The following is a 12145-nucleotide window of genomic DNA, read 5'->3' as shown; positions in this document are numbered from 1 at the left end:
CCGTTGTCATGCAGAGGGGACTCAGGGTGACCATATCCCGTCGTCCCGCCGGGGGCCGCAGCGCCGGTGGGACAAGACTGACCAGAGGCGCGGTTGCCGTCTCCGCCGCTGCTCTCGCGCTCGGCGGACTGGCCGTGCCCGCTGCCGCGGCGCCGAGCGCGGACGCCCTGATCGCCGAGGTCTACGGCGGCGGCGGCAATTCCGGCGCCACGCTCACCAACGACTTCATCGAACTGGCCAACCACGGCGGCGCGCCGGTCGCGCTCGACGGGTACAGCGTCCAGTACCTGCCCGGTTCGGCGAGCGCGTCGAGCAAGTGGCAGGTCACGCCGCTCACCGGGTCCGTCGCGCCGAAGGGCCGCTACCTCGTCGCGGAGGGGAAGGGGAACGGCGGCACGGTCGCGCTGCCGACGCCCGACGCGACCGGCGGCATCGCGATGTCCGCGACCGCGGGCACCGTCGCGCTCGTGTCCGACAGCGCGCCGCTGACCTGCAAGACCGCCGCTGACTGCCTGGCCGACAGCCGCGTCAAGGACCTCGTCGGCTTCGGCGATGCCGTTGTCCGCGAAGGAAATCCGGCCGCCGCGCCGTCCAACACGACCTCGGTCGCGCGGGCGGCGACGCTCGCCGACACCGACGACAACAGCGCGGACTTCACCGTCGGCGACCCGACGCCCACCAACACCAAGGGCGAGACCACCGGCACGCAGCCGGGCGAACCGGGTGTTCCGGCGAAGATCCACGACATCCAGGGCACGACGCGGATCTCGCCGTTCAAGGACAAGCAGGTCGAGGACGTCACCGGCATCGTCACCGCGGTGCGGAGCTTCGGTTCGGCGCGCGGGTTCTGGATCACCGACCCGCATCCGGACAGCGACCCGCGCACCAGCGAGGGCCTGTTCGTCTTCACCGGCTCGACGACGCCGGCGGTCGCGGTCGGCGACGCGATCACCGCGCGGGGCAAGGTCAAGGAGTACTACCCGGACGCGCCCGCGACGTCGAACTACCAGTCGCTGACCGAGCTGACCAGTGCACAGTGGACGGTCGACTCGGCGGGCAACCCGCTGCCCGCCCCGACCGTGCTGACCCCGGACCAGGTGCCGGATGTGCTGGCTCCCAACGCGGGCGGCAACATCGAGTCGTTGCCGCTCGAGCCGTCGAAGTACGCGCTGGACTTCTGGGAAGCGCACGAAAGCGAGATCGTCCAGATCTCGGACGCGCGCGTGGTCGGGCCGAGCAACAAGTACGGCGAGCTTTACGTGACCACGAAACCGCAGCAGAACCCGACCCCGCGCGGCGGCACGGTTTACCTCGGCTACGACAAGATCAACACTGGCGTGCTGAAGGTGCAGTCGATCATTCCGGCCGCGCAGCAGGCGGCTCCGAAGGTCAACACCGGCGACGTGCTCACCGGCGTCACCTCCGGCCCGGTGGAGTACAGCAACTACGGCGGCTACACGCTGCTCGCGTCGAAGCTGGGTGCGGCCAAGGACAACAAGCTGCAGAGGGAAACGACGCGCAAACAGCGTCCGGGCGAGCTTTCGGTGGCGACGTACAACGTCGAGAACCTCGCACCGTCCGATTCGGACACCAAGTACGCGCAGCTCGCGCACGGCATCGTCGACAACCTCGCGACGCCGGACATCGTTACCCTGGAAGAAATTCAGGACAACAGCGGCGCGACCGACGACGGCACGGTCGATGCCGACGCGACGCTGAAGAAGTTCACCGACACGATCGTTGCCGCGGGCGGACCGCAGTACCAGTGGCGGCAGATCAACCCGGTGAACGACGAGGACGGCGGACAGCCGGGCGGCAACATCCGCGTCGGCTTCCTGTTCAACCCGGCGCGGGTGTCCTTTGTGGATCGACCGGGCGGCAGCCCGACCTCTTCGGTGGGCGTGGTTTCCGACCACGGCAAGGCGCATCTGACGCAGTCGCCGGGCCGGGTCGACCCGGGCAACGAGGCGTGGGAGGACAGCCGCAAGCCGTTGGCGGGCGAGTTCGTGTTCCGCGGCCGCACGGTTTTCGTGCTGGCCAACCACTTCAACTCGAAGGGCGGCGACCAGCCGACGCACGGCCGCTACCAGCCGCCGACGCGCAGCTCCGAGGTGCAGCGACAGAAGCAGGCGACTGTGCTGCAGGGTTTTGTGGCGCAGCTGCTCGGGGCGGACCCGCGGGCGAACGTCGTGGTGGCCGGTGACTTGAACGACTACCAGTTCTCGCCGGCGTTGGCGAAGCTGACCTCGGGTGGGTTGTTGAAGGACCTGATTTCGACGCTGCCTCCGGCTGAGCGGTACAGCTACGTGTACGAGGGGCAATCGCAGGTGCTGGACCACATTCTGGCGTCGGGTGCTCCGCGCGGGGTGGATTACGACGTCGTGCATGTGAATGCCGAGTTCGCTGACCAGGCCAGCGATCACGACCCGCAGGTGGTGCGCTTCCGTCCTTCGGCGGGGAATCCGTTCGCGGACTTCGCGAACGACGTGCTCGACCAGCTGGACCGCTTGCTGCACCGAACGGCGTAGCTAGTTGTTCGTGAAGGACTCCTTGAGGGAATCAGATTCCCTCAAGGAGTCCTTCACGGACTTTGGCCAGCCCGGCGCGAGGTCAGCGTTTTGCTCGCCAGCCGAGCCCCAGGACTGCCTGCACCAGTTCCTGATAACTCGGCTTGACCTCTTCCAAATACCGGTCCAGATACTGCGGCCGAGCCGTAGTAACCGGCTGCGGGTCGTCCAATGCCTCGACAAAGCTCAGCCGCGAAACGTTGTGCAGCGCCATTTTCCACCACCGGCTCGCGCGTTCGTGGGCCTTCTCCTCGCGTTCCCGAGCGGCAGCAACCGCGGCGTGCGCGTCTGCCAGCTGGCGTTCGATTTCGTCCGCTCGGGCCAGTTCCCACGCGCGCAGGTTGTCCGCCGAACCGCGGGCCAATCCCACGATTTCCTTGTAGCGCATGGCGGGGCTGGTGGTTCCCTCGGTCACGGCGTGCCTCCCGCGGTCGGCTCGGTTTCCGGGCGCTGGAACGGGATGATGACTTCCGGCGCCCCGTGCGTGGTGCGGTCGAAGAACAAAGCCCGGCCCGGGCGGGGCGACCAGTGCACGACCTGGCCCGCGGCGAACGGGGACAGTTCGTTGCCCTGGACGTCCAGCGCGGCCCAGGTGCCGATGTCGTCCGTGCCGCCGAAGCCGAGGGTGTCCTTGAGCCGGGCGACGCTGCGCCACCAGCCGATGGTGTGGACGCCGTGCGACGGGCCGTTTTTCAGCAGCGTGCGCAGGTGGTCCAGGCCGCTCTTCAGCTGACCGACGGCCTTGGCTTCCAAAGACGGCAGCGCGGCGTCCACTCCGTACAGCAGCAGGATGCGCGGCGTCGTCGTGTCGAGCGAATCGACGATGGTCTCCAGGTCAGCGGACAGGTTGTCGGTCAGCGTCGCGAGATGTCCTTCGGCGACCAGCCGGTCCTTGAGGTCCACGACGGCTGACGAACTCGCTTCGATCGGGCAATGCAGCAGGAACTCGACTTCGCCTTCCTTGAGCTGCTTGGAAAGCGAGCGAGCCGCGGAGTCCATAATGGACAGCGCTTCCGCGGTCGCGCCGCCGAGGACCGCGACGTTTCGGCCGGGAACTCGGGGCAGTTCGACCCCGCAGGCGGCCTCGGTGACGTCGATCGACTGGCCGAGGATCGCCCGCGGCTGGGGGCTCGGCTTGAGTTCCATAAACGCCGGGAACTGTTCCAGCACCGGCGAATGCGCCCCGTCGAACAGACGCGGCCGGGTAAACCGGCCGGCGTAGAGTTCCCACAGTTTTTGCTGCAGGTTCACGAAAACGTTGCGGGTGCTCGCATCCGGGACGTGCGCGAGCTGGTTGCCGTGCGCGACACCGGAATCGTGGTTGATCACCGCGTGCCACTTGGGAGCGGAGACGGCCGCGTTGTTCGTTTCCGCGAGCACCCGGCGCGCCTTCGGCATCGCGATGCGCAGCGTGCATTGCTCGAAGACCGCGGGTTTGCCCCAGAAGGCTTCGATGCCCGCGACGTCCTGGCTGGCCAGCACCAGGTGGATGCCCTGCGAACGACCGCGGCGCGCGATGTCTTCGAGCAATTGCGTGGCCTGCGCGGTGACCTGGTCGCGTCCGGCGAAGAGGTACTGGAATTCGTCGATCACCGCGACGATCCGCGGCCAGTGTCCGCCCGGATCCTGTTCGCGCAGGTCGGCCAGGTTCGTGACCTCATGCTCCTTGGCCGCGGCGGACCGGCGGCGCAATTCGTCGGCGAGGAAGCGCAGCAGCGCCAGGCCGAATTCGCGGTCGGTGTTGACGTTGACGCCGACGAGTTTCGCGTGCGGCAGCCAGCTGGAGTCCTTGCGACCGGGCGCGAGACCGGCGAACGAGACGCCTTCCTTGAAGTCCAGCAGGTACAACGCCAGCTCGTCCGGCGAGTAGCGCGCGGCGAGGCTGCCGAGCAAGGCGTACAGGAAGTTCGTTTTCCCGGAACCGCTCGGGCCGCCGATGAGCGCGTGCGGGCTCGCGTCGCCGATCACCACTTCGACGGCTTCGCCCTCGTGGAACCCGATCGGGGCGCGCAATTCCCGCGCGGAACTCTCCTGTCCGATCTCGGCGGGCATCAGGTCGGCGAACGAACGCGGGCCGCCCTGTTTGGAAATCAGGGCTTCGGCGATGCGGTTCGCCGCGCGGATGACCTGCCCGGACGGCATCGGCGGGTCGAGGTCGACGACCAGGTCGCTGCCGGTCATGCTGCTGACCGCGCGGCGTTCGTCCAGCAGGCTGAGCGTTTCGATCGACGCGCTCACCGCGGTCGGCACGTCCACCAGGATCAGGCAGATCCCGGCCGCGAGCGCGCCGCTGGCCACGCGTTTGAGGTCGCGCGCGCGTTCCGCGTCGAGGGTTTCGCCGTTGCCGTACAGCACCGCGATCCGGTACGGCTCCAAGCGCTGGCCGGTGGCTTTTCGCAGTTCCCGCAACGAGGTGTGGCCCGCCTGCATGCCGGTGGCGTGGATCCGGCGGATGTGCCCGGCGAGTTCGTCGAGCAGATCCTCCAGCCGCGTCGGGTCGTACAGCGACAGCGCGCTCGTGCGGCTGAGCGGGTACAGGTCCGGCAGGATCGCGGTGAGCTGCCCGACGTCCCACAGGTGGATTTTCACCGCACCGGGCTCGAACGCGGACAGCACGCGCATCAGCAGGCCCTGCACGATTCCGTCGACCACCGGCCGCGTTTTCGGCGCGGACGTGATGGCCAGGTGCGATTCGTCCAGCAGCGGCACGGCGACGTCGAACGTGCGCGAGATGTCGCGGCCGGCCGCGGTGGCCGACCCGACCCGCCACAGGCCGGGCGCGGTGACGCCCGGATTCGTGCCGACGCGGCCGAGCCATTCGCTCGGCGGCCGCCCGGCCGGGCCCGGCGCGTGCGCGGCGACGAGGTCGCGCAGTTCGCCGGGACCGGCGCTCCAGTCGGTGTAGAAGGCGGCGCGGGTGCCGCCGAGCGCGGCGAACACCTCGTGCGCCGCCGGATGCCGGGCCCACTCCGTCTGCTGCGCCGGATCGGCGTGGTCCATGCCGACCCGGACGATCTCCTGTTCCAGCGTCAGCCGGGCCACCTCGGCCTCGGCCATTTCGCGCGCGCCCGCCGCGGCCCCGAGCACGAGCCCGATCTGGTGCCGGACCCGGTCGAGGGCGGTTTGCACACGGTTGCGCTGCTCGGCTGCCTTGCTGGCCATCTCATCCCTACAGACGTGACTGGTAGCCGCCCACCAGATCGTCGGCGGCGGCTAAACGGGTGAGGAGGTGCTCGAGTGCCTCGTCGGCCTGCGCCAATTGCCCCGGCAGCCACGGATCTGCCTTGGCCTGCGCGTCGACGAGTGCGCGCCGGGCGTCGCCGAGCAGAGTCCTCGCCCGCTCGGCGTGCGCCCGTCCGTCGCCGACCCCCGCTCGCGCGGCGGTGAGCAACTGGTGGATTTCGGCGAGCCCCGACATCGGCGTTAAAGCCGCGCCGAGTAGGAATCGGCCGACGAGATGCCGGCCTGGATGGTGCTTTGCATGCCGGTGATCCCTTGCAGCGCTTCGGCGAGCAGGCCGTGCGCCTGATTCACCTCGTGCTGGCTGCTGCCCTGGGTGGCTTGGGACAGCGACAGCTGTGCTTCTTCGAGTGCCTGCGCTGCCTGCTGCAGCGCGGCGATGCTCGCGGACGCCTTCTCGTTCGCGAGCGCGATACCAGCGCGGATCTCTTCCACTCCGGCCATGGGGGCGGGCTCCTCGGTGCGTCGTGGGCTGAAACGACCACATACAAACTTAGCGTGATCAGGTGTCTTCGGTAAGTAAGTGAGAACGGGAGAATCGACAAAGCCCCGGACGCGGTCAGCGGTCCGGGGCCTGTCAGGCGTCGGCTTCCCGTGTGCGCACGCGGTGCCCGAAACCCGCGTTTCAGCCTTCTGACCTGCGGGTTCTCGGCGTGCGTGCGGCGGCCGACGCCCAGGTCAAAACGGTATTCGTGACACCGGGAAACCTCTCCGGACGGCTGCGATGAAGTCTGCGGCGAAGCCTAGCGGGTAGGCCCGTTCGGCCGAGCCGAGCCCCTGCCCCGGTTGCGGACAGCGACGGCCCGCCGCCCGGTTCAGCGAGCGCCGGCCGGATTCGGGTCGTCGCCGAGGTAGGTGCCGTAGCCCTCGACGACGAGCGGGCCGTCGAAGACCAGGACCTCGCTGACCAGCCCGCCCTTCTGGTTGCGGTAGTTGATGACGAGCGCGTCGACTCCGACATAGACGCCGAGGACCTCGAAGCGGAGGTCGGGAATCCGGCGCAGCCCCTCGGCCCAGTACGCGCGCAGCGCCTCCTTGCCGCGGATCACGCCGTCGCCGCCGAGCACCTGGATCGCGACCGGGGACCGGAAGGTCACGCCGTCGGCGAAGTGGGTCATCAGGGCGTCGAGGTCGTGGGCGTTCCAGGCCTTGGCCCAGTGGGTGGCGAATTCTTGAGCTGCGCGGTGGTCCATGAACGAATTCTGCCAGCGTCCGAGGGGCGGGAGCGGGTGCCGTCAGAGGATTCCCTTGCCCGCCAGATCGGCCGCGATCCCGTCCAACACACCGGAGAGCCCGGACGCGAACAGTTCGTCCAGCTCCCACGGGTCGGCCATCGCCCGCATCGCCTTGCCGAGGCGCGGGTAGGCGTCGAAGCTCGGGTGGTGCACCGGTGCGCCGCGGCGTTCCGCCTCCACGTCGCTGACGTAGGTGAGCGCGACGCCTTGCACGTACGAGGCGAACAGGAACAGGTACCGGAACGCGTCCGCCGGGTCGAGGTCGAGGCCGTCGAAGGAGGCGAACGCGTGCTCGCTGTCCGCGGAGAGCGCGGGGCTGTCGTGGGTCCGGGTGGTCACCAGCACTTTCGCCAGGATCCACGGGTGCCGGTGGTAGAGGTCCCAGTCGCGGTACGCAGCGCGCTCCAGCCCGTCGCGCCAGTCTCGCGGCGGGGTTTCCGGCAGCGGGACCTCGGTGAGCGCCGCTTCGACCATCAGCGCCACCAGGTCGTCTTTGGACGCGACGTGCCGGTACAGCGCCATGGTTCCCGCGCCGAGTTCGGCCGCCACCCGGCGCATCGACAGCGCTTCGAGCCCCTCGGCGTCCGCGACCGCGATCCCCGCCCGCACGATCCGGTCGACAGTCAGGTGGCCGCGGTCCTCTTCGGACTCTGCTTTGCGAGCGCGGTACGCCCTCGCCTGGCAGGCCCTTGAGCAGTATTGCCGCGGACGGCCCCGATCCGGAGCGGCGAGCGGCTTTCCGCAGGATCCGCACTGCACCCGAGGCACCTCTTTTCGTCACACATCGACTGGCTGTGCGGAAAGTCTAACGCGTTGGATAATGGCCGCATAACTGCGCCGGATAAAAGACTTTGAGGGTTGCCGTCGAGCATGCGTACTTTGTACGCATGCTCGAAGAATCAACCTCCGCGAAAGCCGGTCCACGGGAATGGCTCGGGCTGGCTGTCCTGCTGCTGCCGTGCGTGCTGGCGTCGATGGACATGTCGGTGATGTTCGTTGCCATGCCGTCGTTGACCGCCGATCTGGAGCCGAGCGGCGCGCAACTGCTGTGGATCATGGATTCGTACGGTTTCCTGCTGGCCGGCCTGCTCATCACCATGGGCACGCTCGGCGACCGGATCGGCCGCCGCCGGTTGCTGATGGCCGGAGCGGCGGCGTTCGGCGGCGCGTCGGTCCTCGCCGCTTTCGCCGCCACGCCGACGATGCTCATCGTCGCCCGGATGCTGCTCGGCATCGCCGGGGCCACGCTCGCGCCTTCTACCCTCGCGCTGATCCGCAGCATGTTCCACGATGCCCGGCAGCGCGCGACGGCGGTCGGCCTGTGGACAGCGGGTTTCGCGGGCGGTGCCGTGCTCGGCCCGATCATCGGCGGCCTGCTGCTCCAGCACTTCCACTGGGGTTCGGTGTTCCTGATCAACGTGCCGGTGATGCTTCTCCTGTTGATGCTCGGTCCGTTGCTGCTGCCCGAACACCGGGTGCCCGTGCAAGGCCGCTTCGACCTGCTTGGCGCGGTGTTGTCGATCGGGTCCGTGCTCGGAATCGTCTACGGCGTCAAGCAACTCGCCGCGCACGGCTTCGGTTGGCTGCCGATCGCGAGCTGTGTTGCCGGGCTCGCTGTCGGGGTGGCTTTCGTGCGGCGTCAGCGCACCGCCGCGCGTCCGCTGATCGACCTCGCGCTGGTGCGGTCGCGCGCGTTCGCGGTGCCGTTGCTGATCGATCTGCTGGCGACGTTCGCGCTGGTCGGGTTCAACCTGTTCACCTGGCAGTACCTGCAGGTCGTGCTGGGGATGAGCCCGCTGGAGTCGGCGCTGTGGTCGCTGCCGACGTTCGCCGTGATGCCGATCGGGATCGCCGCGGCCGCCACGCTGGCCGCCCGGATCGGCAAACCGCGCGTGATGGCGATCGGCCTGCTCGTGGCCGCGGCGGGCTTCGTCGTGCTGACGTTCCCGCCGCCCGGAGTCGGGTCTTTCATCGCGGCGCTCACGGTGGTGTCGCTCGGCATCGCCGGAGTCGCGGCGGTGGTGACGGACGTGATTCTGTCCGCCGCGCCCCCGGAACGAGCCGGAATGGCGTCGGCGATGGCGGAGACGTCCGCGGAGTTCGGGGGCGCGATGGGAATCGCCCTGCTGGGAAGCATCGGCGCGGCCGTGTACCGCTCGGCGATGGGGCCGGAGGGCGGGAAAACCCTGGAGTCCGCGGCGAAGCTCCCGCCCGGAGACGCGCTGCGAGAGGCGGCCTTCGCGGCGTTCGGCACGGAAACCCGAGTGGCAGCGGCGGTGTGCGCGGCACTGACTCTCGGCGCGGCTGTGGTGATCGCGCGCACTCGGTGAAACGACGAAGGTCCCGGCTTCTGAGAAACCGGGACCTTCGTCTTACCGCGGCGGAGGATACAGGATTCGAACCTGCGAGGGCGTGAACCCAACACGCTTTCCAAGCGTGCGCCTTAGGCCGCTCGGCCAATCCTCCGTGGGGAAGAATACCGGATGGCCCTCCGGCCTTTCGCAGGTGGTCCGACCTGCGGCGACGGGCTCAGGCCGGGACGACGTCGGCGACCACGATGGTGATGTTGTCCGGGCCGCCGCCCTCGTTGGCCAAAGCGATGAGCCTCGGGACGACTTCCTCCGGGGCGCCCTGGGAGAGGACCTCCTGGATGGCCGGTTCGCTGGCGCCCGCGGTGAGGCCGTCGGAGCAGAGCAGGTAGCGGTCGCCGGGGTGCGGGGTGAATTCCCAGACGTCCGGTTCGGCCGAGCCGGTGCTCAGGAGTGCCTTCATCAGCATCGAGCCGCGCGGGTGGTGGTCGGCGTCGGCGGCGCTGATCGTGCCGTCTTCGACCAGGGCCTGCGCCAGGGTGTGGTCGCGCGTGATGCGCTGCAGTTCGCCGTCGCGCAGGAGGTAGCCGCGGGAGTCGCCGACGTGCGCGGCGGCGAAGTGGGTGCCGTCGAACAGCAGCGCGGTGAGGGTAGTGCCCATGCCATGCGTGGCGGGGGTTTCCTCGGCCACGCGCGCGAGCTGCCCGGCGACCCGGCGGACGCCGTCGGAGAGCAGGTTCGACAGGTTGTGCGCGGTGAGGTCCAGGGTGCGCAGCTCCGCGTCCAGCGAGGCCAGCACGCTGACCGCGGTCGAGCTGGCCACTTCGCCGTGCGGCTGGCCGCCGATCCCGTCCGCCACCACGAGCAGCCGCCCGCTGGCGTACACGGAGTCCTCGTTGTTGGGGCGTCGTCGCCCTTGGTCCGAGCCCGCGGAGTACCGCAGGGTGAACCGGGTCTGCTCGGTGGCCATGCCCCCATGAAACCATTGGTTGACTGAGTTAACAAGCAAAACGATGGAAACCGCTGTCGTCGGCTATCGTGCTCGACATGGCAGACGACGCGGCGGTGAGTGCGGCCGACATCGCGCGCCTGGCGGGCGTGCGCCGGGCGGCGGTGAGCAACTGGCGGCGGCGCCATGACGATTTTCCCAAACCCGTAGGCGGCACGGCGTCCAGCCCGTTGTTTTCGCTTCCGGAGGTGCAGGCGTGGCTGCGCGGGCGCGGTCGTCCGTTCGAGCTGGCGCCGATTGACGAAGCGTGGCAACGGCTGCGCGCGCTCGGCGACGACCTCGACCTCGGCACACGGCTGGCGGCAGTCGGCGAGTACCTCGCGGGCGACGGGGAAGGCCCGGACGACCCGGAGCTGCTGGCGCTGATCTCCCAGCTCGCCTCGAGCGAAGGCGCGGCGGAGACCTTCGAGCAGCTTTGCGATCGCTTCTTCGAAGCACACGCCCGTCGGCTCTCGCCGACGCCGACCGCGTACGCCGACCTGATGGTGCGGCTGACCGGCGCGAAGGGGGCCAAGGTGCTGGACCCCGCGTGCGGGTTCGGCTCGTTGCTGCTGGCCGCCGCGGCGACGCGGGCGCGAGGGCAGGACGTCGACCCGGACACGGCGCGGATCGCGGGCATCCGGCTGCGGTTGCACGGCGCGGACGCCGAGGTGTACGCCGCGGATGCGTTGCGCGCGGACGCTTTCGCCGGTCGGCTGGCGGACGTCGTGCTGTGCGATCCGCCGTTCAACGAGCGCGGGTGGGGGCACGAGGAACTCGTCGGCGACGCGCGCTGGGAGTACGGCCTGCCGCCGCGTGGCGAGTCGGAGCTGGCGTGGGTGCAGCACTGCCTGGCGCACGTGAAACCCGGTGGCGCGGTGGCGGTGTTGATGCCGGGCGCCGCGGCCGGACGGCGGAGCGGGAAGCGCATCCGGGCCAATCTCCTTCGAGCGGGCGCGTTGCGCGCGGTGTGCACGCTCGCGCCGGGCACCGATCTCTGGCTGCTCACCCGGCCGGAACCGGAGCGGCGCGCGCCGGCGACGGTGTTGATCGCCGACACCACCGCGGACGACGTCGAGCAGCTGTGGCAGGACTTTCTCGCCGATCCGGACCTCGGCGAACGCATCATCGACGTGCTCGACGACGACGTCGACCTGACCCCGTCGGGCCGTCCCGGCGAGAGCGATTCGGGCGAGGCTTTCCTTGCCGCGCAACGGGTTTTCGGGCAGATCGGGATCGAGCTGCCCGAGTTGGAACCGGCGTCCGGCGAAACGGCGCACACGACCGTCGGCGAGCTGGTGAAGGCGGGCGCGCTGCGGATCACGCACGCGCCCCCGCGCACCGCCGACGGCGACGAACCCGTGCTGACCACCGACGACGTCCTGCTCGGCGGCCCGCCGACCGGGCACGCCGCACCGGATCCGGCGGCGGTGTTCGCGCACGACGGCGACGTGGTCGCGTCGGTCACCGGCGCAGTGATCGTCCACAGTGGAGCGCCGGTGCGGCTCGGGCCCGCGCTTTCCCGTTATCGCGTGGATCCGGAGCTGCTCGACGCGCAGTTCCTCGCCGGCTGCCTGCGCGCCGCGGACTTCCCGGTGCACAGCGCGTCGACCCGGATCGACGCGCGCCGGCTCAAGGTGCCGCGGCATCCGCTCGAAACGCAGCGTGCGTACGGCGTCGCGTTCCGCGCGCTCGCGGACTTCGACCGGGCGCTGCGGCAAACCGCGGAAATCGGCCGCGACCTGGTGCGGCTAGGCTTTGCCGCACTCGCCGAAGGACGGCTGAAGCCCGGTGGCGGGTGAGCGC

Annotated in this window: 10 protein-coding genes and 1 tRNA gene; 3 read left to right on the top strand and 8 right to left on the bottom strand. The window is 69.7% G+C overall.

The genetic code is table 11. The features are described 5' to 3' along the window. Positions 1–134: 134 nt before the first annotated feature. Positions 135–2528 (top strand): endonuclease/exonuclease/phosphatase family protein, encoded by a 2394-nt coding sequence (locus CU254_RS37260; protein ID WP_234392783.1) that lies wholly within the window; start codon positions 135–137, stop codon positions 2526–2528. A gap of 82 nt (positions 2529–2610) precedes the next feature. On the opposite strand, the gene CU254_RS37255 is transcribed toward CU254_RS37260, so the two are convergent. The 6 genes from CU254_RS37255 to CU254_RS37230 form a co-directional block, all read right to left on the bottom strand. Next, positions 2611–2982: a hypothetical protein gene (locus CU254_RS37255; RefSeq protein WP_009084642.1), complete on the bottom strand. Its 372-nt coding sequence runs from the start codon at positions 2980–2982 to the stop codon at positions 2611–2613. Continuing rightward, positions 2979–5729 carry an FtsK/SpoIIIE domain-containing protein gene (locus CU254_RS37250; RefSeq protein ID WP_037716085.1) on the bottom strand — a complete coding sequence of 917 codons (2751 nt, stop codon included), beginning with the start codon at positions 5727–5729 and terminating at the stop codon, positions 2979–2981. Before CU254_RS37250 ends, CU254_RS37255 begins: the two co-directional genes overlap by 4 nt. A gap of 7 nt (positions 5730–5736) precedes the next feature. After that, entirely contained in the window at positions 5737–5985 is a 249-nt protein-coding gene (locus tag CU254_RS37245; protein WP_009084637.1) for a hypothetical protein, read from the bottom strand. Positions 5986–5990: 5 nt separating this feature from the next. Then, a complete protein-coding gene (locus CU254_RS37240) occupies positions 5991–6251 on the bottom strand; it encodes a hypothetical protein (RefSeq protein ID WP_009084635.1) in 261 nt (86 codons plus the stop codon). Positions 6252–6622: 371 nt separating this feature from the next. Further along, positions 6623–7000 carry a nuclear transport factor 2 family protein gene (locus CU254_RS37235; RefSeq protein WP_009084634.1) on the bottom strand — a complete coding sequence of 126 codons (378 nt, stop codon included), beginning with the start codon at positions 6998–7000 and terminating at the stop codon, positions 6623–6625. A gap of 42 nt (positions 7001–7042) precedes the next feature. Continuing rightward, positions 7043–7801 (bottom strand): TetR/AcrR family transcriptional regulator, encoded by a 759-nt coding sequence (locus CU254_RS37230; RefSeq protein ID WP_199841109.1) that lies wholly within the window; start codon positions 7799–7801, stop codon positions 7043–7045. Between the two features lie 128 nt (positions 7802–7929). Here CU254_RS37230 and CU254_RS37225 point away from each other — a divergent pair, with 128 nt between their 5' ends. Beyond that, positions 7930–9372 carry an MFS transporter gene (locus CU254_RS37225; RefSeq protein WP_009084631.1) on the top strand — a complete coding sequence of 481 codons (1443 nt, stop codon included), beginning with the start codon at positions 7930–7932 and terminating at the stop codon, positions 9370–9372. A gap of 51 nt (positions 9373–9423) precedes the next feature. On the opposite strand, the gene CU254_RS37220 is transcribed toward CU254_RS37225, so the two are convergent. Continuing rightward, positions 9424–9508 (bottom strand) — tRNA-Ser (locus tag CU254_RS37220). A 63-nt stretch (positions 9509–9571) separates the two neighbouring features. After that, a complete protein-coding gene (locus CU254_RS37215; protein WP_009084629.1) occupies positions 9572–10321 on the bottom strand; it encodes a PP2C family serine/threonine-protein phosphatase in 750 nt (249 codons plus the stop codon). Positions 10322–10398: 77 nt separating this feature from the next. Between CU254_RS37215 and CU254_RS37210 the strand changes: the two genes are divergently transcribed. After that, positions 10399–12141 carry a class I SAM-dependent DNA methyltransferase gene (locus tag CU254_RS37210; RefSeq protein ID WP_037718605.1) on the top strand — a complete coding sequence of 581 codons (1743 nt, stop codon included), beginning with the start codon at positions 10399–10401 and terminating at the stop codon, positions 12139–12141. Positions 12142–12145 lie beyond the last annotated feature (4 nt).

It is taken from the genome of Amycolatopsis sp. AA4, assembly GCF_002796545.1.
Lineage (GTDB): Bacteria > Actinomycetota > Actinomycetes > Mycobacteriales > Pseudonocardiaceae > Amycolatopsis.
This window is presented reverse-complemented; position numbering and strand designations above follow the sequence as displayed.